Genomic DNA, 18,781 nt, shown 5'->3' with positions numbered 1-18,781 from the left:
CCAAATAGGCTGCCAGCCCTTATGGAATATGCGCGAGCAGCTATAAAAAGAAGAGCGTGTGGGTCGACCGCCTTAGGCGGTTTCGTTGATGGCTTCGCCCAAGGCGTTCACCAGGCTGTCGATTTCGGCTTCGGTACTGATGAACGGTGGCGCCAGCGCGATGCAGTCACCTGCATAGCGCACATAAAAGCCTTTGTCCAGGCAGCGCATGGCCACCTCGTAAGGGCGCTTGGCAGGCTCGCCGGGCACGGCAGCCAAGGTAAAGCCTGCGGCCAGGCCCAGGTTGCGGATGTCGGTGATGTGTTTGGCGCCGCGCAGGCTGTGTACCGCTTTTTCAAAGTGAGGCGCCAGCGCGTTCACCCGCTCGATCATGTTGTCTTTGACCAGCAAATCCAGCGCCGCAATGCCGGCGGCGCAGGCCACGGGGTGCGCGGAGTAGGTGTAGCCGTGGGGGAACTCGAGCATGTAGTCCGGGCCGCCGGCCGCCATGAAGGTGTCGTAGATCTCCTTTTTGGCCACGGTCACGCCCAGGGGCTGGCAACCGTTGGTGATTTGCTTGGCTGCGTTCAAGATGTCGGGCACAACGCCGAAATAGGCGGCGCCGGTATAGGCCCCCAAGCGACCGAAGCCGGTGATGACCTCGTCAAAAATCAGCAAGATGTTGTTCTGGGTGCAGATCTCGCGCAGGCGCTGCAGGTAGCCCACCGGCGGCACCACGATGCCAGCCGAGCCGGACATGGGCTCCACAATCACCGCTGCAATGTTGGACGCGTCGTGTAAAGCAATCAGGCGCAACAGCTCGTCGGCCATGTCGCCACCCTTCTCGGGCAGGCCTTTGCTGAAAGCGTTGGAGGCCAGTTGGGTGTGGGCCAAGTGGTCCGCCTCGATGCTTTGGCCGAAGGTCTTGCGGTTGGCGGGCAAGCCCCCCACCGCGATGCCGCCGAAATTCACGCCGTGGTAACCCTTCTCGCGGCCGATAAACCGGGTTTTGCTGCCCATGCCCTTGGCGCGCCAGTATGCGCGGGCCATCTTGAGTGCGGTGTCTGCCGACTCAGAGCCGGAGCCGGTGTAAAACACATGGTCCAAGCCCTGAGGCAGCAATTCCACAATCTTGTTGGCCAACTCAAAAGACAAAGGGTGGCCGAACTGGAAGGCGGGCGAAAAGTCCAGGGTACCAATCTGCTTGCTCACGGCCTCGGTGATTTCGCGGCGGCTATGGCCCAGGCCTGCGCACCAGAGGCCGGAGAGGCCGTCGAAAATCTTTTTGCCGTTGGAGTCGGTGAAGTAAGCGCCCTGGGCGCTCACCATCATGCGCGGGTTGGCTTTGAAATCGCGGTTGCCGGTAAAGGCCATCCAGTGCGATTCCATCCACTCGCGGGACATAGGGAAGGTGGAGGTGCTGGTTACGGCCTCGCCGGTCGCGGTGCTGCTGGTGTCATTGAGCTTCATGGGAACTCCAGTGGGTGGGGTTGGTTGGCCTGATGAGGCGATGGTGCATTGTGGGTGGCTCTGTTACTCTTATAAAGTCACAAATAGCACTATTTACTTGCCGCTTTATGAAAGTAAATTCGCACACAAAAGCCAAAGCCGTTCTCGGCCAGATCAGCGATATGGATTTGCGCTTGCTGCGCGTCTTCAAGGCCGTGGTCGATTGCGGCGGAATGGCCGCCGCCGAGCTGGAGCTCAACATCGGCACATCCACGGTGAGCCGCCACATCAAAGACCTGGAAACCCGCCTCGGCCTGACCCTATGCCGCCGTGGACGGGCCGGCTTTGCGCTGACCGCCGAGGGCGAAAAAATCTATGCCCAGACCACGCAACTGCTCGCCGCGACCGACGCCTTTCGCAGCAGTGTGGACGAAATCCACCAGCGCATGGGCGGGCAGTTGCAGGTGGCGGTGTTCGACAAGACCGCCAGCAACCCCGCCAGCCACATTGCCGAAGCCATCGCTCACTTTCACGCAGAAGCGCCTGATGTGGGGCTGAATCTGCATGTGGCCACGCTCACGGCCATCGAGCGCGGGGTGCTGGACGGGCAGTTTCATGTGGGCATCATCCCCGGCCACCGTGCGTCGGATGTGTTGGACTACACCCCCTTGTTTGACGAGCACATGCTGCTGTACTGCGGCACCCGCCATGCGCTGTGGAACGCGGATCAGAGCGCCCTGAACTGGGAGACTTTGCCCGGCCACGAGTTTGCGGGGCTGGGCTACCACTCGCCCAACATGGAGCTGAGCCAGCGCATGCGCCTGCCGCGCCGTGCCACGGGGTTTGACCAGGAGTCGATCGCCACGTTGATCTTGTCCGGCCAGTTTCTGGGGTTTTTGCCCGACCACTACGCCGAGAGCTTTGTACGCCGCGGGCTGATGCAAGCCGTGCGGCCCGATTTGCTGAGCTATGCCTGCCAGTTTTTTGCCATCACGCGCAAGTCACCTCAGCCGAGTCGGGCGACGCTCGCATTTCAGGCTTGCTTGGTACGGGCGCACGGGGGGTAATTGCAGCGATTGTTTTCGCGTCCGCGTGGGGCGGGGGTGTGCGCTTACGCTCGTGTCCCCCGGCCGCTGCGCGGCATCCCCCTTGACCTCGCTTCAGCGTACACCCCCGCCCCACTCTAGAGGGTTTGCATTCGTCTGAGTAGGCACACCAAATCTGCCTCGGAGCTGGAGGGGTAGGCGCTCTGCACAGGTCAAGGAGGAGGCCGCAAAGCGGCCGGGGGACACGGAGCAGAAGGCCTACCCCGCTGGCGCCTCACCCACAAGGCCGGTAAACCACAGACCGAAAAACGGCGACGCAAGGCCTAGGCCCCGTAAAACTTGAAGTTCATCTCCGGCTTCTTTCCGTGAATCAGCTCCGCAATCGCCTTGCCCGAACCCGCTCCATGGGTCCACCCTAGGGTGCCGTGACCGGCATTCACCCACACGCCCTTGACCGGCGACTGGCCGATGTAAGGAATGTTGGTAGGGGTGGCAGGGCGCAGGCCGGTCCAGTAGTTGGGCTGGCCGCCTTGCTCTTCTGTGCGGGTGTCGCACACGCCGGGCAACACCTCTTCAATGCGGCGGGACAGCATGTGGCAGCGGGCTTTGGCCACGGGCGAATCCAGTGTCAGGTCGAAGCCGCCGACCTCAATCGTGCCGGCCACACGCAGCTCGTCGCCCAAGCGGCTAATGGCCACCTTCTTGGCGTCGTCAATCGTGGAGACCAGCGGCGCCAATTCGAGCTTCAAGATTTTGAAGGTGGCGCTGTAGCCCTTGCCGGGGTAAATCGGCAGGTTCACGCCCACGGTGCGCAATAGCGGAGCGGTGTAGGAGCCGGTGGCGACCACGACATGGTCAGCTTTGAGCACCTTGAACGACCCGGGCACGGTTTGGCCTTTAGCGCCCGAAGACAATGCGCGTACAGCTACTGATTTGATAGCGCCACCATCGGTATTGAGCTGCTCCACGCTGTACTCATACAAGAACTCGGCGCCCCGGGCGGCGCACAGCTTGGCCAGCTCTTGGGTGAACACCTTGCAGTCGCCGGATTCGTCGCTGGGGGTGATGGTGCCGCCCACGATCTGGTGGGCGAACTGGCGGTAGGCCGGCTCGATCTTCAGGAACTCTTCTTTGCTGATGACCTGGCGGTTCACACCGTACTTGCGCATCAGCGCAGCGGCGTCGCCCGCCGTGTCAAACGACTTCTGGTCGCAGTAGTAGTGCGCAATGCCGCGCTCCAGGCGGTTGTACTCAATGCCGGTGCTGGCGACCATGTCTTTCAGTGCGGCGTGGCTGTAAGCGCCAAGGGCTACGAGTTGCTGCACATTGCGCTCGAACGCTGCGTCATTGCAGTTGGCCAGGAACTGCAGGCCCCAGGTGTACTGGTGCAGGCCGGGGCCGAGAGGGTTCTGGGGGCGGAAGAGCAGCGGCGCTTCTTTGCTGAGCATCCACTTCAGGGCCTTGAGTGGCGCCTCTTTGGTAGCCCAGGGTTCGCAGTAACTCACCGAAATTTGTGCGCCATTGGCGAAACTGGTTTCCAGGGCGGCGTCGGCCTGACGCTCGACCACCGTAACTTCGTGGCCGAGTTCCAGCAAATGCCACGCTGTGCAAATGCCGATGGTGCCTGCGCCGAGAACAATAATTTTCATCTCCGCAGTGTCAGGCAAGCAGAAGCCTAGTAAAAGTAAAATTAACTGGATTGCGAAAACATTAGCAGCATTAATAAGATCACACCATGCGTACTTTCGACTCGGACGCCCTGGAATGCCTTGCCGCCATCGTGGAAGAGGGCGGTTTCGAACGCGCGGCGGTGCGCCTGTCCATCACCCAATCTGCCGTCTCGCAGCGCCTGCGCGCGCTGGAGGCGCAGGTGGGCACCGTGCTGCTGGTGCGCAGCCGGCCGGTGAAGGCGACCTCGGCCGGGCGATTGTTGATTAAACACGCGGTGCAGATGCGCTTGCTGCGTGCCGACTTGGAGACCGACCTCAAAGACCTAGCACCCAGCACCGGTGCGGTGCGCGAGGACGAGCGCATCTCGATTGCAGTGAATGCCGACAGCATCGCCACCTGGGCCCTGCCTGCGCTGGACCCGCTGGTGCACGCCGGTCTGCCGCTAGAGATCATCACCGATGATCAGGACTTCACACACGAATGGCTGCGTGAAGGCCAAGTGCTGGGCTGTGTAACCACCCTGAAGCAGGCGCTGCGGGGTTGCAAAGTGCAGTCGCTGGGTGCTATGCAATATGTAGCGGTGGCCAGCGCCGAATACGCCCAGGCGCATTGCCCCCAGGGCCTGACACCGCACAACTTCCGCAGCATTCCGTTCGTGGCTTTCAACCGCAAAGACGACTTGCCCACCGAATTTGTGAGCCGGGCGCTCAACCTGCGCCGTGTGTCCCTGAGCCAGCGCTTTGTCCCCAGCTCCGAGGGGCAAGTGCGCGCGGTGCTAGCCGGCTGGGGCGCGAGCATCGTGCCCGAGTTGCTGGTGCGCGGGCTGCTCGAGAGCGGGCGCCTCGTGAATCTGGCGCCCAGCTTGAGCCTGCCGGTCAATTTGTATTGGCACTGCTGGAACCTGGACTCCGAGGTCATCGACCGGCTGACCCACGCCTTAATCGAGGCCGCCAATCGGCAATTGACCGAGAAAACCAAGTAGTCATAAATTGACCTCTGCCTCTACTTTGCGACGTGGAGGGCCATAAAATAGACAGCATGACCGATATGCCTGTTTCTGATGCGCCCAAAGCGCCTGTCAAAGTGTCCTTCAAGAAGCAAATGCTGCAAGCGCGGGAGGACGCGATCATCCGCTCCGTCAACCTGCTGCTGGCAGAAAAAGGCTTCGAAGCCATGACCGTGGACGAGGTGGCTGCCAGTGTGGGCATTGCCAAGGCCAGCCTGTACAAGCATTTCCCCAGCAAAGAAGACCTCGCCGCTGCCGCCATGGCACACCTGATGGGCCAGGCACAGGCATTTCTGAATTCTCTGCCCGACGACATGTCGCCCCTGCACAAGTTGCGTGGTGTGGTGCGTTGGACCATGCTGCTCAAACTCGCGAGCGAAATGCCTTCACTCCCTAGCCAAAACTCCACCTTGCGTGCCACCTTGATGAGCCACAAGGCATACATGGATGGCTTGATGGACGTGAGCGACCGTGTGGGCGGCTGGATTGAGGCGGCCCAAGCCCAAGGCCTGATCAACCCGGCGCTGCCAGCTATCGCTGTGCTCTATACCCTGTATGCCCGCGCCTGTGACCCGGTGCTGGAGTTCTTGCGCATGGGCGGCCAATACACCGATGAACAAATCATTGATCTGGTGCTGTCCACCTGCTTTGATGGCTTAAATAGCCGCTAGCGCAGGCAGTAATTGCGCTGACCGCTATATTTTGTATAGCGGCTGGCGCTATTGGTTCAGCGACTCGAACCGCCACTCTACGGCTTGACGCAAGGTCTGGCCGGTCTCCAGCAGCTGCAAACCTGGGCGGCCTTCCATGTGGAACGCGTCAATCGGGTGGGTGACCGGCTCAAAGCAAAAGTGAGGCCCTTCAGTCGGGCGGTAGAGCAGGCAAAACCCATCGTTCCGGCCACGGGCCACGACAGCGGGGTCGCGCATGTGCAGGCGCAAGCCATGTTCTGGCCAGTCGATATGGGCCGCGCCGCTCCAACCTGCGTAGGCGTTGTCAATCAGGCTGCCACTCACCGCCATGCCGCGCCGAGGGTCCCACCCTTCCGGGAAATGCGCGGTGAATCCGGTGGGCATGGGGTCTGCGCCACTGAGCCAAACGCCCTCTACTTGCGCATGCAAGCGCGTCATGGGCGTGCGCACAAAGGCCGGGTGCTGTCCCAGACCGTAAGGTAGGCTGCCCGGGCCCAGATGGGTGACTTCCAGCAGCTGGTCCATGCCGTCACCCCGCAGCACAAAGCGCTGCAGGGCGCGGTAGTGGTAGGGGTTGCCATCAAAGTGGCTGGATTCGAGGTGCAGCTCCAGCGTGTCGTGGCGCGGTTGGCGGATCGCCCAGGGCTGCAGCCAGCCATCGCCGTGGATGGGGTAGGGCTCGCCCGCACGGTTAGGGCGCATGGGGTGATGGGCACCGGCATGGCTAAACCCGCCTTGCCCAATGCGGTTAGACCACGGCACCAAAGGGAAGGATGCCGTTGTGTACAGGTCTGCCACGCCGGCCCAGGGGCGCCAGATGTCTACCAAGCCCTGCCCCGCGTCGCGTTGCCAGGCGACCACGCTACCGCCCAAACCCGGAATCAGGCCCAAGCGCTGCCCCCCGTGTTGCAGCCAGTGGATCGGGTGGGAGGGGGCAGAAAGAGAGGTCATGGCGAATGGGGGGTAGTGGAGCTGGTTCGATGGCGTGCCGAGGGGCAGGGCTGGCGCATGCTAGTCCCGCAGACGCCGAAAAGAAAATCACAATTCAGGCTTCTGACATTGCAATATTGCAATGAATAAAACAAGTGACCACATTTAGTCTGCTGGGAAAACTAAATTAATAAATCCTTTAAAAACAACAATCTAGGGTAAACCTGAATCATTCGATTGATATCTGACTGATCTAAATATCTATTAGATTGATATCTTTTCGGCTCCTATGATGAGCGCTACTCCTTTCAAACACCGTAGCGTGAAAACGTTGCCTAGCTGACAAGGGAGGCCGAGTGGTCAAACGCGGGAGGCTGCTTTGAAATCGATTTCCCGCACTCACAAAGAAAGAGGAGACATCATGAACAACAACCGTCGGACCGTATTGGCATCCGCCCTCGCAGCATCCATCACCGCCGCTGTGCCCCTTAGCGCTTTTGCGCAAAAGAAGATCGTGGTGGGCTTCAGCCAGATCGGTGCCGAAAGTGAATGGCGCACGGCTAACACCAACTCCATGAAATCCGCAGCGGCAGCCGCCGGCATCGAACTCAAGTTCTCGGATGCGCAGCAAAAGCAGGAAAACCAGATCAAGGCCCTGCGCTCCTTCATCGCCCAAAAGGTGGACGTGATTGCGCTGACCCCCGTAGTGGAATCAGGCTGGGACACCGTGCTCAAAGAGATCAAGGATGCCAAGATTCCGTTGATCTTGATGGACCGCTCGGTGGATTCCAAAGACACATCCCTGTACGCCACCCACATCGGCTTTGACTTTGTGAAGCAGGGCGAGATGGCAGGCCAGTGGCTGGCCGACCGTGCCAAGACTATGAAGGGGGACATCAATGTGGTGGAGCTGCAAGGCACCGTGGGCTCTGCTCCCGCCATCGACCGCAAGAAGGGTTTTGAGACGGCCATCAAGGGCAACTCCAACATCAAGATCATCCGCTCCCAGACTGGCGACTTCACCCGCGCGAAGGGCAAGGAAGTCATGGAAGCCTTTTTGAAGGCCGAGGGCAAGAAGATCAATGTGCTCTACGCGCACAACGACGACATGGCCATTGGCGCCATCCAAGCCATTGAGGAAGCCGGTCTCAAGCCTGCCAAGGACATTCTGGTGATCTCGGTGGACGGCGTGAAAGGTGCGTTTGAAGCCATGATTGCCGGCAAACTGAACGTCAGCGTGGAATGCAGCCCGCTACTCGGCCCGCTGGTCATGGCGACTGCCAAAGACATCGTGGCCGGCAAAACCGTGGCACGCCGCATCATCGGCAAAGACGGTGTGTACCCCATGGAAACCGCGGCCAAAGAGTTCCCTAGCCGCCAGTACTGATCTCCTGTTAGTTCGCTTCGGTCATTCGTTTTGGCCTGCGGCTTCGGCTGCAGGCCTTTTTTCACGTAGAACATGACACACACACCACCAACGGCACAGGCTGTGGCACCGGTGCTGGAACTCTCCGGCATTGCCAAGCAGTTCGGACCCGTGCGGGCGCTCTCGGGCGTGGGACTGCGGCTGTATGCCGGTGAAGTCCATGCGCTGATGGGCCAGAACGGCGCTGGCAAATCCACCCTCATCAAAGTGCTCACCGGCGTCTACCAAGCCGATGAGGGCGACATGCGGCTCAACGGCAGCTCCATACGCGCCACCTCCACACTGGACGCCCAGCGTCTGGGTATCAGCACGGTCTACCAGGAGGTCAACCTCTGCGCCAACCTGTCGGTGGCAGAAAACATATTTGCCGGCCGCTACCCGCGCAAGGGGATTGCTGGCGCATGGGCCATTGACTGGCCGGCCATGCACCGCGACGCGCGCGCGCTGCTGGCGCGACTGAACCTCAATATCGATCTGAACCAGACGCTGGCCAGCTACTCCGTGGCGGTGCAGCAGATGGTGGCCATCGCCCGTGGCTTGAGTATTTCGGCCCAAGTCCTCATCCTGGACGAGCCCACCTCCAGCCTGGACGATGAAGAGGTCGAGCGCCTATATGGTGTGCTGCGCCAGTTGCGCGACCAGGGCATGGCCATCCTGTTTGTGACCCACTTTTTGGACCAGGTGTATGCGCTGTGCGACCGCATCACCGTGCTGCGTAACGGCGAGCTGGTGGGCGAGTACCCTGCGGCGGAACTGGGCCACAACGCCCTGATTGCCGCTATGGTGGGGCGTGAATTCGCCGCTGCGACCAACCCGGACTCTGCACACGATGCAACGCGCGCGCAAGCGCCGGAATGGCTGCAAGCCAAGGCCCTGAGCCGCCGTGGCCATGTAAAGGCCGTAGATCTCGGCATCCGACGGGGCGAAGTGGTGGGCTTGGGTGGCCTGCTGGGCTCGGGGCGTACCGAGCTGGCACGCCTGCTTTTCGGGCTGGACCGCAGCGATGCAGGCGAAATCAAGCTCGATGGCAAAACGGTGCGCATGGACTCTCCCGTCACGGCCATCCAGATGGGACTGGCCTTGTGCCCCGAAGACCGCAAGGCCGAGGGCATCATCGCCGAGCTCTCGGTGCGCGAAAACATTGTGCTGGCCTTGCAGGCCCGCCAAGGTCTCTGGCCCGCCATCGGCCGGGTACAGCAAACCACGCTGGCCGAGGGCTATGTCAAAGCCCTTGGCATCAAAACCGCTGATGTGGATACACCGATTGCGCAGCTCTCAGGCGGCAACCAGCAAAAAGCGGTATTGGCCCGTTGGCTGGCCACCCAACCCAGCCTGTTGATATTGGACGAACCCACCCGCGGCATCGACATCGCCGCCAAGCAGGAAATCATGAACGAGATACTGGCCTTGGCCAAACAGGGGATGGCGGTGCTGTTCATCTCCTCCGAAATGGAAGAAGTGGTGCGCGTCTCCGACCGCATCGTAGTGCTGCGCGACCGCGCCAAGGTGGGAGAGCTGGCCGGCGGCGCGAGCGACCAGGCGGTCTACGCCATGATTGCGGGGCAGGCATGAGCGCCGCGCCGGACCGCTCGAAGCAAGCTCGTACCGCAGCCCATCCGAGCGAAGGTGTTCCGATGAGCACGTCACCGTCATGGTGGAAGCGGGTGCAATCGCACCCCCTGCTGTGGCCGGTGGTCACGCTGGTGCTGATTTTGATGGTCAACGCCAGCCTCAACCCCGGCTTCTGGATGCTGCAGTGGCGCGACGGCCACCTGTATGGCAGCGTCATCGACATCCTGAACCGTGCCGCACCGCTGATGCTGGTGTCGCTGGGTATGACACTGGTGATTGCCACGCGTGGCATTGACATCTCGGTCGGTGCCACTGTGGCCATCAGTGCCGCCGTGGCGGCTCTGATGGTGGGCGGCAAACTGGTGATTACCGATGGCGTGGCGCAACACATCAGCCGCTTTCCCATGTGGTTGGCGATTGTGTGTGCGTTGCTCACGGCGCTAGCGTGTGGGCTGTGGAACGGGGTGCTGGTTGCCAAAATTGGTTTGCAGCCCATCATCGCCACGCTCATCCTGATGGTGGCGGGGCGCGGTGTGGCGCAGTTGCTGACCGACGGGCAGATTGTCACGGTGTACTACCCGCCGTATTTCTACATTGGCAGTGGCTACCTGTGGGGCTTACCGTTTGCGCTCTTCATTGCCGGCTTTGTCTATGTCTTGATGCATCTGGCTGTCACGCGCACCGCGCTGGGCTTGTTCATCCAGGCCATCGGCATCAACCCGGCAGCGGCCCGCGTGGCCGGTGTACGCGAGCGGCTGATCAGCATTTGTGTGTACGCCTTTTGCGGGCTGACGGCGGGCATTGCCGGGCTCATCATCAGCTCCAACGTCAAGAGTGCGGACGGCAACAACGCTGGCAACCTGCTGGAGCTGGACGCGATTCTGGCCGTCACGCTGGGCGGCACCCTGCTGACCGGCGGGCGCTTCAGTCTGGCCGGCAGCATGATAGGCGCGCTGATCATCCAGACGCTTACGTCCACCATCTATTCCATCGGTGTGCCGCCCGAGATCAACCTCGTGGTGAAGGCGGCCGTGGTGTTCGTGGTCATGCTGATGCAGTCTGCCGAGTTCCGCCGCGCGGTGCGCGGCTGGGTGGTGCGTCCTGCCGCAGGGAGCCACGCATGAAGCTCCAGAGCAAATACATTCCTCTGGCGGCCACCATCTCGCTGTTTGCCGCCATGTCGGTGTTCGGTGGCGTGTCCTACACCGGCTTTTTCTCGGCCCAGGTGTTTCTGAACCTGTTGATTGACAACGCCTTTCTGGTCATCGTGGCGGTGGGCATGACCTTTGTCATCCTGTCTGGCGGCATTGATTTGTCGGTGGGTTCGGTCGTGGCGCTCAGCACCATCGTGCTGGCCAAGCTGGTGCAGCACCTGCATTGGGACCTGATGGTCGCGATTCCGCTGGTGCTGTGCATGGGTACGTTGTTCGGTGCCTTCATGGGCTGGCTGATCCAGCGCTTCCGGCTGCAGCCTTTCATCGTCACGCTGGCGGGTATGTTCCTAGCGCGCGGGCTGTGCTACCTGATCAGCATCGACTCCATCAGCATCACCGACGAGGCCTACACCGTGCTGGCGCAAACCCGGCTGCACCTGTGGACGGACGGGCCCATGGTGTCCATCAGCGCGGTGCTGGCGCTGGCAGTGCTGGCTGCTGCCGTGTTTGTGGCCCACGGCACCGAGTTCGGCCGCACGGTGTACGCCATTGGCGGTTCCGAGCATTCTGCCGTGCTCATGGGGCTGCCGGTGGCGCGCACTAATGTGCTGGTGTATGCACTGAGCGGCTTTTGCGCAGCGCTGGGTGGGGTGGTATTTACCTTCTACATGTTGTCAGGCTATGGCCTGCACGCGGTGGGGCTGGAGCTGGATGCGATTGCCGCTGTGGTGATTGGCGGCACCCTGCTCAGCGGCGGGGTGGGCTACATGGCGGGCACGCTGTTCGGGGTGCTCACGCTGGGCGTGATTCAGACCTTGATCATGTTTGACGGCTCTTTGAGCTCCTGGTGGACCCGCATCGTCATCGGGGCTCTGCTGTTTGTGTTCTGCGTGCTGCAGCGGGTGTTTGAAGCCGGTCGCAAGCCGGGGGCTTGAGATCTAGAGTCAAATGGGCCGCTAGCGCTTATAAAACATGCGCGAGTAGCTCCTGAATTTATAGCAAATTAGATAGGAAATCGTTATGCAATACCGTCCTCTCGGCCGCACCGGCTGGAATGTTTCCACAGTGAGCTTCGGCGCCTGGGCCATTGGGGGTACCTGGGGCGAGGTCGATGACAAGGACTCCATGGCTGCGCTGCACCGCGCGCTCGACCTGGGAGTGAACTTCTTTGACACCGCCGATGTGTATGGCGATGGCCGCAGCGAGCGCCTGCTGGCCCGCTTGCGCAAAGAGCGCAGCGAACCGTTTTATGTGGCCACCAAAGCCGGCCGTCGGCTGAGCCCGCATGTGGCCGCCGGTTTCACCCGCGCCAACCTGACCGCTTTTGTGGAGCGCAGCCTCACAAACCTGCAGACCGAGGCGATCGACTTGCTACAACTGCACTGTCCGCCCACCGAGGTGTTCTACATGCCAGAAGTATTTGGCGTGCTGGACGACTTGGTGAAAGCTGGCAAGCTGCGCCACTACGGGGTGAGCGTCGAGAAGGTGGAGGAAGCGCTCAAAGCGATTGAGTACTCCGGCGTGCAGAGCGTGCAGATCATCTACAACCTGTTCCGCCAGCGCCCGGCTGAGCTGCTGTTCGAGCAAACGCAAAAGCGGGGCGTGGGCATTCTGGCGCGCCTGCCGCTTTCCAGCGGATTGCTCAGCGGCAAGATGAGTGCCCAAAGCACCTTCGCCGAAGACGACCACCGCGGTTTCAACCGCGAAGGCGCGGCGTTCGACAAAGGCGAAACCTTCTCGGGGCTGGACTTTGCGGTCGGTCTGCAGGCAGTCGAGGCCATGCGGCCGTTGGTACCAGCAGGCATGAGCATGGCGCAAATGGCCTTGCGCTGGATCCAGATGCATCCGGCCGTGACCTGCAGCATTCCGGGCGGCAAGAATCCGGCCCAAGTGAGCGACAACGTAGCCGCCGCAGATATGCCCTTGCTCAGCCGCGCCACGATGCAGGCCTTGGCGGATGTCTATGAGCAGTACGCCAAACCCCTGGTGCACCAGCGCTGGTGAACTGTGCCGGTGAACAGCGCCGGTATGGCCCGCGGTGCTTGAGCCGGTAGACGTTAGCGGACCAGTAAGACCGGCGTTTTGCAGTGGGCCAAGACTTGGGTGGCAACGGAGCCCATGACAAGGTTGCCGAGGGCACTGTGGCCGTGGGAGCCCATCACCAAAAGGTCAAACTGCCCGTCCTCTGCCAGCTTGCCGATCAGGCTGCCGGCGGGGCCTACCTTCCACTCCACCTTGGCATCAATGCCATGGCGTTTCAAAAATTTGGTGGTGGTCGACAGTACCTTGGCTGCTTCTTCCGCGTGGTAGGCATCCACGGTGCTTTTGCCGAGCGCCGCTTTGGCCCGTGGGGGCAAGGCGGTTTGGGCGTTGAACACGGTGTAGTCGTGGCCCGGAGACAAGAGCGCTTCATGTGTGCTCAGGTAGGCCAGCATTTTTTTGCTGTAAGTGCTTCCATCGACAGCGAGCAAAATCTTCATGGTTATCTCCTGGTTGTGGGGCCAGTGTAAAAACAGCTCCTGACTGCGGATTTGCGCTAAGTCAAGAAACCCCCCTCTGGAGGCATGTATGTTCACTGCAATATCTACCCGGCGCCGTAGCTCTTTGAAATGGTTGGGCGCCAGCGCGCTCGCGGCCATGTTGCCAGCCGGCGAGGTGCAGGCGGCCGACCGCCCCGCGTTGATGCTGGCCACCGAGCACACGGCCAGCTTTGCCGGGGGTGATGCTTGGGTTAGCGAAAAATACGATGGGGTGCGCGCCTATTGGGATGGCCGGCAATTGCTCACACGCGGCGGCCATCGCATAGAGGCGCCCGCATGGTTTACTGCGGGCTGGCCCGCCACGCCGCTCGATGGCGAGCTGTGGGCGGGCCGCGGGCGCTTTGCCGAGGCGGTGTCCACTGCACGGCGGGAGTCTCCCGACGATGCCGCCTGGCGTGGCCTGCGGTACATGGTGTTTGACTTGCCTGCGCACGGTGGGCGCTTTGAGGTCCGTTACGCAGCGCTACTCGCCGCGGTGCAAGCCCTGCAGCAAGCGTGGGTGCAGCCGGTACTGCAAAGTCCTGCCCCGGATGCAGCGCCCTTGCAAACACTGCTGACTGAGACCACCCGTGCCGGTGGTGAGGGTTTGATGCTGCACCGAGCCAGCGCGCTGTATCAAGCAGGCCGCTCGGCAAATTTGGTCAAGCTCAAGCTGTTTCAAGACGCCGAAGCCCGCGTGCTCTCGCATGTGGCGGGGCAGGGGCGCTTGCAAGGCCGTACCGGCGCGTTGTGGGTGGAGTGGCGTTACACCGAGGGTGCCAGGCCGCACCGATTCAAACTCGGAAGCGGCTTCACCGATGCCGAGCGCGCGGAGCCGCCGGCGGTGGGCAGTTGGGTCACGTTCCGCTACCGGGGCCTTACTGCGCAGGGGGTGCCGCGCTTTGCCAGTTATTTGCGGCCGGCTGCCGCGATGGATTTGTAGCGGGGGAGTGTCAGACGTCGATCAAAAAGTCTGATCGAAAGCCCAGTTGCTCGTTTTTGCGCACATAGCCCAGCGGGTTGGCCACGACACGGCAGCGGCCTACGCGGTAATCGCTCGGGGCGTGCAGGTGGCCGTGTAGCCACAGGTCTGCTGCGGGGAGCAAATCGTCCAGCGCATTACAAAAGCCTGCGGTGCCGGGCACCATGCCGTAGCGCGGATCGGCACTTTTTAAACTGGGGGCAAAGTGGGTCACTACCACCGTTGGCCCATCGTGCGGCGCTGCGAGGGCCGCACGCAGCCATGCTTGGCAGTTCATCGCCTGCTCCCGCAGGCCTTCTGCCAGCCAAGGGGCACCGTGGCGAGAGACCAAGGCTTTCTTCAGGTAATAGTTGGCAGCGCGGAATGCCTTTTCTCGCGCCTTGAGTTGCCGCTCGGGTGACTCACTCGCGGCCAGCGCATCAAAGTCGGTCCAAAGCGTGGTGCCAATGAAGCGCACGCCGTGTATCACCAGAGCCTCGCGCTCCAACCACTGAACGCCTAAGCGGGCACATGTCGCGCGCAGGCGCGTGTGGGCCTCGTCAAAGTCGAGGGTGTCGTACTCGTGGTTGCCGGGTACAAACAGCACCGGCACCGGCCAGCCGTGCAGGGGTGAAAAGCGCTCCAGTCCGAAATCGTCTCCCGCCAGCTGGGACCCAGGCTGGTAAGAGCCGATATCGCCGGCCAGCACCAGCAGGTCAGCGCCGGGCAGCGGCGTGGCTTGCCAATGCGGGTGCGCCTCTAGGTGGAGGTCTGAGAGCAGTTGAATCTTCATGCTGAAAAAATGGTTTGGCCCAGCGCTGCCACCTGGGTTCGCAGCCAAGCGTGGGGGCTGGCACCGTCGAGGCGTTGGTGCCACAGTGCATCGACCTGGATAGGCGGCACGGCAAACGGCAATTCGCGGATCACGAGTTGATCGGCATAGCCGGTCACATTCACAAAATGGCGCGGCAGCACCGTCAGCAAGTCGGACTGCACCACCACCTTGCCTGCCGTAAAAAACTGGTTCACCGTGAGCACGACCCGGCGCGTGCGCTTGAGACTGACCAGCGATTCGTCAATGAAACCGAAAGCCCGCCCCGAGAAGCTCACCAGCATGTGCGACGCCGCGCAGAAGCGGTCCAAGGTTAAATCGCCCATCGTCAAGGGGTGGTCCTTGCGCATGACGCACACATAGTCGCCCACAAACAGGCGGTGGTGGAGAAAGGTCTCGGCAGCGCCGGCCTGTGCACGCGCGGTCAAGTCGGCTAGCACCGCCGGGAAGTGGCCGATGGCCAGGTCTGCCCCGCCTTCTTCCAGCACTTTGCGCGGGTCGCGGGTGGTGAGCGGCACCACCCGCAGCGACACGCCCGGGGCATCCCGGGCCAGCACTTTGACCAAGCCGGGCATCAGCTCCGCCGCGGTCGCGTCAGCCATGGTGAGTACAAAGGTCGTGGTGGCACCGGCGGGCTCAAACACGCTGGGGGCCAGCGATGCTTGTAGCTTTTGCAGCGTCTCGCGGACTGCCGGCCAAAGCTCTTGCCCGCGCGCGGTCGGCTCCAAGCTACGGCCGTTGCGTACTAACAGTTCATCGTTGAGCGCTTCGCGTAATCGGCGCAAGGCGTTGCTGACCGCTGGTTGCGTGAGGTTGAGCTGGGTGGCAGCCCGGGTCAGGCTGCGCTCAGACATCACCACATCAAAGACCTTGAGCAGGTTCAAGTCGAAGGTGCGGAGGTTGATGCGGCTGGTGGGCATGTTTAACTATAGATCTCGTGAATACCAAACATCACCAACATAAAGTTGAACAACACTAGTGGAAACCCTATGATTCGCTCACTTCAAAAATTTCTATCCAGTGAGCATCAACCTTTTCAAGGAGTTTGCCATGACACCTGTTACCTCTACCCCCTATTTTTCGTATTCCACCGCTCAGCCCCGTGCCACCCGCGTACGCCGTGAAACCGTGGAAGCCTCCCGCACTCTGTCCGGCATGCTGCTTGCCGCCGTACTGTCCGCTTTGTTGGTGGTTGCAGACCAAGTGATCGACACTTGGGTCGACGGCCACATGTTGGCAGCTTGGGTCGCGTTGTGGACTGTGGCTTTCGCTGCTTTGGCTTTGTTGGCACCTCCCCTGCGCAAAGTGTCTTCAGGTTTGGCCACGTTCATTGCAGTGGCTGTGCAGTCCTACAAAGTGCGCCGCATGGAAGAAAAGATGTGGGAATATGCCCACCACGATCCCCGCATCATGGCCGAATTGCAACACGCATGGTTGCGCAGCCAGAGCCAGATCTGACATGACTCCGTGTTGATTCCGACCCTCGCTCACGGGTCGTGACGAAAAAAGCCACCGCAAGGTGGCTTTTTTGTTATGTGGCGGGCTGCAGCGGTGTCCACTGCGCCCGGCTCTGGGTGTGTCCCTCAGGCAGCTAAACGCTGGGCCAGTTGGGTTTTGGTCTCTTCGAGTTCCTTCGGCAAATGGTAGGCCAGTTGGCTGAACAGTTCGGTGTGCAAGGCGATTTCTGCCTTCCAGTCGTCTTTGTTCAGGCTGGTGACGGAGTCAAACTGTGCTTGAGTGAAGTCCAGTCCGGTCCAATTGATTTCGCTGTACGCAGGGGCCACGCCGAAACCGGTCTCAACGCCGGCGGCTTTGCCTTCCAGGCGATCGATCATCCATTTCAGAACCCGCATGTTTTCGCCATAGCCGGGCCAAACGAATTTGCCGTCTTCACCCTTGCGGAACCAGTTGGTGGTGAAGATCTTGGGCTGCTTGGCACCGCTACCGGCCAGCTTGGAGCCGATGTTGAGCCAGTGTTGGAAGTAGTCGCTCATGTTGTAGCCCATGAAAGGCAACATCGCAAACGGGTCGCGGCGCACGATACCGGCCTGGCCGGTCGCTGCTGCGGTGGTCTCAGAACCCATGGTCGCGGCCATGTAGACGCCTTCGGTCCAGTTGCGCGCTTCTGTGACCAATGGCACAGTGGTGGAGCGGCGGCCACCAAAGATGAAGGCGTCAATCGCCACGCCGTTGGCATCGTCCCACTGGCTGTCGAGCGCAGGGTTGTTGCCGGCGGCGACCGTAAAGCGGGCATTGGGGTGGGCGGCTTTGGCGCCGGTTTCTTTGGCGATGGCGGGAGTCCAGTCCTTGCCTTGCCAGTCAATCAGGTGGTCCGGCAGGCCGCCTGTGTCTTTCTCCATGCCTTCCCACCAGATGTCGCCATCATCGGTCAGCGCGACGTTGGTGAAAATCACGTTCTTGTCCAAGCTGGCCATGCAGTTGGGGTTGGTGTGGTAGTTGGTGCCGGGGGCTACGCCGAAGTAACCTGCTTCGGGGTTGATCGCATACAACTTGCCGTCGGCATTAGGCTTGATCCAAGCAATGTCGTCACCGATAGTGGTGACCTTCCAGCCTTCAAAGCCAATGGGTGGCACCAGCATCGAGAAGTTAGTTTTGCCGCAGGCGCTCGGGAAAGCCGCTGCCACGTGGTATTTCTTGCCTTCGGGGCTGGTCACGCCCAAGATGAGCATGTGTTCTGCCAACCAACCTTGGTCACGCCCCATGTTGGAGGCAATACGCAGTGCAAAGCACTTTTTGCCCAACAGTGCGTTGCCGCCGTAGCCGGAGCCGTAGGACCAGATTTCACGGGTCTCGGGGTAGTGCACGATGTACTTGGTCTTGTTGCAAGGCCACTTCACATCAGCTTGGCCTTCTGCCAAAGGTGCGCCTACGGTGTGCACGCAGGGCACGAAAGCGCCGTCTACGCCCAATACGTCATACACGGCCTTGCCCATGCGGGTCATGATGCGCTGGTTGACCGCTACATAGGCGCTGTCAGACAACTCAATGCCGATGTGCGCAATATGCGAGCCCAAAGGGCCCATGGAGAAGGGAACCACATACATGGTGCGGCCCTTCATGCAGCCGTCAAACAGAGCGGGTGTGCCGTCGGCCTGGCCGGTTTGCAGAATCTTGCGCATCTCTGCAGGGGCCATCCAATTGTTGGTAGGGCCGGCGTTTTCTTTGCTCTCTGCGCAGATGTACGTGCGGTCTTCCACGCGGGCTACGTCGGTCGGGTCGGAGCAGGCGAGAAAACTGTTGGGGCGCTTGAGCGGGTTGAGCTTTTTGAAGGTGCCTGCGTCGACCAGTTGTTGGCACAGGCGTTGGTACTCTTCTTCGGAGCCGTCGCACCAGTACACGTCTTTGGGTTTGCACAAAGCCACCATGTCGGCTACCCAAGCGACCAAGGCCGGGTTTTTGACGTAGCTGGGAGTGTTGAGGGACAGGCCCTGCATCACGGGTGCGTTCATAAAAAGCTCCTAAGTTTGAAAATCGTCTTTTCAAAATCAGGTGCTGCCATGCGCTCAGCCACGAACTTTGAGAA

At 61.1% G+C, this 18,781-nt stretch carries 17 protein-coding genes; 10 read left to right on the top strand and 7 right to left on the bottom strand.

The genetic code is table 11. The annotated features are described in order from the left end of the window. Positions 1 to 72 precede the first annotated feature (72 nt). Positions 73 to 1,383 carry an aspartate aminotransferase family protein gene (locus tag U5L73_RS01925; RefSeq protein ID WP_322561915.1) on the bottom strand — a complete coding sequence of 437 codons (1,311 nt, stop codon included), beginning with the start codon at positions 1,381 to 1,383 and terminating at the stop codon, positions 73 to 75. A 173-nt stretch (positions 1,384 to 1,556) separates the two neighbouring features. Between U5L73_RS01925 and U5L73_RS01920 the strand changes: the two genes are divergently transcribed. Beyond that, positions 1,557 to 2,495: a LysR family transcriptional regulator gene (locus U5L73_RS01920; RefSeq protein WP_322560767.1), complete on the top strand. Its 939-nt coding sequence runs from the start codon at positions 1,557 to 1,559 to the stop codon at positions 2,493 to 2,495. Positions 2,496 to 2,797: 302 nt separating this feature from the next. Here the strand turns inward: U5L73_RS01920 and U5L73_RS01915 are convergent, their stop codons facing one another. After that, positions 2,798 to 4,123 carry a D-amino acid dehydrogenase gene (locus tag U5L73_RS01915; RefSeq protein ID WP_322560766.1) on the bottom strand — a complete coding sequence of 442 codons (1,326 nt, stop codon included), beginning with the start codon at positions 4,121 to 4,123 and terminating at the stop codon, positions 2,798 to 2,800. Positions 4,124 to 4,209: 86 nt separating this feature from the next. On the opposite strand from U5L73_RS01915, the gene U5L73_RS01910 reads away from it, so the two are divergent. After that, complete coding sequence (locus U5L73_RS01910) at positions 4,210 to 5,127, top strand: LysR family transcriptional regulator ArgP (protein WP_322560765.1); 918 nt, start codon at positions 4,210 to 4,212, stop codon at positions 5,125 to 5,127. Positions 5,128 to 5,192: 65 nt separating this feature from the next. Continuing rightward, on the top strand, positions 5,193 to 5,822 hold the full coding sequence (locus U5L73_RS01905) for a helix-turn-helix domain-containing protein (protein WP_322561914.1): 630 nt from the start codon (positions 5,193 to 5,195) through the stop codon (positions 5,820 to 5,822). 48 nt (positions 5,823 to 5,870) lie between these two features. On the opposite strand, the gene U5L73_RS01900 is transcribed toward U5L73_RS01905, so the two are convergent. Beyond that, a complete protein-coding gene (locus U5L73_RS01900; protein ID WP_322560764.1) occupies positions 5,871 to 6,794 on the bottom strand; it encodes an aldose 1-epimerase in 924 nt (307 codons plus the stop codon). 400 nt (positions 6,795 to 7,194) lie between these two features. Here U5L73_RS01900 and U5L73_RS01895 point away from each other — a divergent pair, with 400 nt between their 5' ends. The 5 genes from U5L73_RS01895 (at position 7,195) to U5L73_RS01875 (ending at position 12,929) form a co-directional block, all read left to right on the top strand. Next, entirely contained in the window at positions 7,195 to 8,160 is a 966-nt protein-coding gene (locus tag U5L73_RS01895) for an ABC transporter substrate-binding protein (protein ID WP_313874503.1), read from the top strand. Positions 8,161 to 8,232: 72 nt separating this feature from the next. Then, a complete protein-coding gene (locus U5L73_RS01890; RefSeq protein ID WP_322560763.1) occupies positions 8,233 to 9,771 on the top strand; it encodes a sugar ABC transporter ATP-binding protein in 1,539 nt (512 codons plus the stop codon). 62 nt (positions 9,772 to 9,833) lie between these two features. After that, on the top strand, positions 9,834 to 10,895 hold the full coding sequence (locus U5L73_RS01885; protein ID WP_322560762.1) for an ABC transporter permease: 1,062 nt from the start codon (positions 9,834 to 9,836) through the stop codon (positions 10,893 to 10,895). Then, entirely contained in the window at positions 10,892 to 11,860 is a 969-nt protein-coding gene (gene yjfF, locus U5L73_RS01880; RefSeq protein ID WP_322560761.1) for a galactofuranose ABC transporter, permease protein YjfF, read from the top strand. The genes U5L73_RS01885 and yjfF overlap by 4 nt, the downstream gene beginning before the upstream one ends. A gap of 85 nt (positions 11,861 to 11,945) precedes the next feature. Beyond that, positions 11,946 to 12,929, top strand: a complete 984-nt coding sequence (locus U5L73_RS01875) for an aldo/keto reductase (protein WP_322560760.1) — start codon at positions 11,946 to 11,948, stop codon at positions 12,927 to 12,929. A 53-nt stretch (positions 12,930 to 12,982) separates the two neighbouring features. Here U5L73_RS01875 and U5L73_RS01870 read toward each other — a convergent pair whose 3' ends face one another. Continuing rightward, positions 12,983 to 13,405, bottom strand: coding sequence for a universal stress protein (locus U5L73_RS01870; protein WP_322560759.1), 423 nt, complete (start codon positions 13,403 to 13,405; stop codon positions 12,983 to 12,985). Positions 13,406 to 13,493: 88 nt separating this feature from the next. Here U5L73_RS01870 and U5L73_RS01865 point away from each other — a divergent pair, with 88 nt between their 5' ends. After that, positions 13,494 to 14,387 carry a DNA ligase gene (locus U5L73_RS01865; protein WP_322560758.1) on the top strand — a complete coding sequence of 298 codons (894 nt, stop codon included), beginning with the start codon at positions 13,494 to 13,496 and terminating at the stop codon, positions 14,385 to 14,387. 10 nt (positions 14,388 to 14,397) lie between these two features. Here the strand turns inward: U5L73_RS01865 and U5L73_RS01860 are convergent, their stop codons facing one another. Both U5L73_RS01860 and U5L73_RS01855 read right to left on the bottom strand, forming a co-directional pair. After that, on the bottom strand, positions 14,398 to 15,198 hold the full coding sequence (locus U5L73_RS01860) for a metallophosphoesterase (protein WP_322560757.1): 801 nt from the start codon (positions 15,196 to 15,198) through the stop codon (positions 14,398 to 14,400). Further along, positions 15,195 to 16,157 carry a LysR family transcriptional regulator gene (locus U5L73_RS01855; protein WP_322560756.1) on the bottom strand — a complete coding sequence of 321 codons (963 nt, stop codon included), beginning with the start codon at positions 16,155 to 16,157 and terminating at the stop codon, positions 15,195 to 15,197. Before U5L73_RS01855 ends, U5L73_RS01860 begins: the two co-directional genes overlap by 4 nt. Before the next feature lie 130 nt (positions 16,158 to 16,287). On the opposite strand from U5L73_RS01855, the gene U5L73_RS01850 reads away from it, so the two are divergent. Continuing rightward, positions 16,288 to 16,695, top strand: a complete 408-nt coding sequence (locus U5L73_RS01850) for a hypothetical protein (RefSeq protein ID WP_322560755.1) — start codon at positions 16,288 to 16,290, stop codon at positions 16,693 to 16,695. 125 nt (positions 16,696 to 16,820) lie between these two features. Here the strand turns inward: U5L73_RS01850 and U5L73_RS01845 are convergent, their stop codons facing one another. Continuing rightward, positions 16,821 to 18,707 carry a phosphoenolpyruvate carboxykinase (GTP) gene (locus U5L73_RS01845; protein ID WP_322560754.1) on the bottom strand — a complete coding sequence of 629 codons (1,887 nt, stop codon included), beginning with the start codon at positions 18,705 to 18,707 and terminating at the stop codon, positions 16,821 to 16,823. Positions 18,708 to 18,781: the final 74 nt, after the last annotated feature.

This window comes from Rhodoferax sp., assembly GCF_034520025.1.
Taxonomy (GTDB): Bacteria; Pseudomonadota; Gammaproteobacteria; order Burkholderiales; family Burkholderiaceae_C; genus Allorhodoferax.
This window is presented reverse-complemented; position numbering and strand designations above follow the sequence as displayed.

What these genes read in the sequence shown, in the direction of transcription:
- U5L73_RS01855 (WP_322560756.1), bottom strand. Translation starts at nt 16,157, where the DNA reads ATGCCCACCAGCCGCATCAACCTCCGCACCTTCGACTTGAACCTGCTC.
- U5L73_RS01875 (WP_322560760.1), top strand. Translation starts at nt 11,946, where the DNA reads ATGCAATACCGTCCTCTCGGCCGCACCGGCTGGAATGTTTCCACAGTG.
- U5L73_RS01900 (WP_322560764.1), bottom strand. Translation starts at nt 6,794, where the DNA reads ATGACCTCTCTTTCTGCCCCCTCCCACCCGATCCACTGGCTGCAACAC.
- U5L73_RS01870 (WP_322560759.1), bottom strand. Translation starts at nt 13,405, where the DNA reads ATGAAGATTTTGCTCGCTGTCGATGGAAGCACTTACAGCAAAAAAATG.
- U5L73_RS01925 (WP_322561915.1), bottom strand. Translation starts at nt 1,383, where the DNA reads ATGTCCCGCGAGTGGATGGAATCGCACTGGATGGCCTTTACCGGCAAC.
- U5L73_RS01845 (WP_322560754.1), bottom strand. Translation starts at nt 18,707, where the DNA reads ATGAACGCACCCGTGATGCAGGGCCTGTCCCTCAACACTCCCAGCTAC.
- U5L73_RS01905 (WP_322561914.1), top strand. Translation starts at nt 5,193, where the DNA reads ATGCCTGTTTCTGATGCGCCCAAAGCGCCTGTCAAAGTGTCCTTCAAG.
- U5L73_RS01865 (WP_322560758.1), top strand. Translation starts at nt 13,494, where the DNA reads ATGTTCACTGCAATATCTACCCGGCGCCGTAGCTCTTTGAAATGGTTG.
- U5L73_RS01860 (WP_322560757.1), bottom strand. Translation starts at nt 15,198, where the DNA reads ATGAAGATTCAACTGCTCTCAGACCTCCACCTAGAGGCGCACCCGCAT.
- U5L73_RS01890 (WP_322560763.1), top strand. Translation starts at nt 8,233, where the DNA reads ATGACACACACACCACCAACGGCACAGGCTGTGGCACCGGTGCTGGAA.
- U5L73_RS01850 (WP_322560755.1), top strand. Translation starts at nt 16,288, where the DNA reads ATGACACCTGTTACCTCTACCCCCTATTTTTCGTATTCCACCGCTCAG.
- U5L73_RS01885 (WP_322560762.1), top strand. Translation starts at nt 9,834, where the DNA reads ATGAGCACGTCACCGTCATGGTGGAAGCGGGTGCAATCGCACCCCCTG.
- U5L73_RS01895 (WP_313874503.1), top strand. Translation starts at nt 7,195, where the DNA reads ATGAACAACAACCGTCGGACCGTATTGGCATCCGCCCTCGCAGCATCC.
- yjfF (WP_322560761.1), top strand. Translation starts at nt 10,892, where the DNA reads ATGAAGCTCCAGAGCAAATACATTCCTCTGGCGGCCACCATCTCGCTG.
- U5L73_RS01915 (WP_322560766.1), bottom strand. Translation starts at nt 4,123, where the DNA reads ATGAAAATTATTGTTCTCGGCGCAGGCACCATCGGCATTTGCACAGCG.
- U5L73_RS01920 (WP_322560767.1), top strand. Translation starts at nt 1,557, where the DNA reads ATGAAAGTAAATTCGCACACAAAAGCCAAAGCCGTTCTCGGCCAGATC.
- U5L73_RS01910 (WP_322560765.1), top strand. Translation starts at nt 4,210, where the DNA reads ATGCGTACTTTCGACTCGGACGCCCTGGAATGCCTTGCCGCCATCGTG.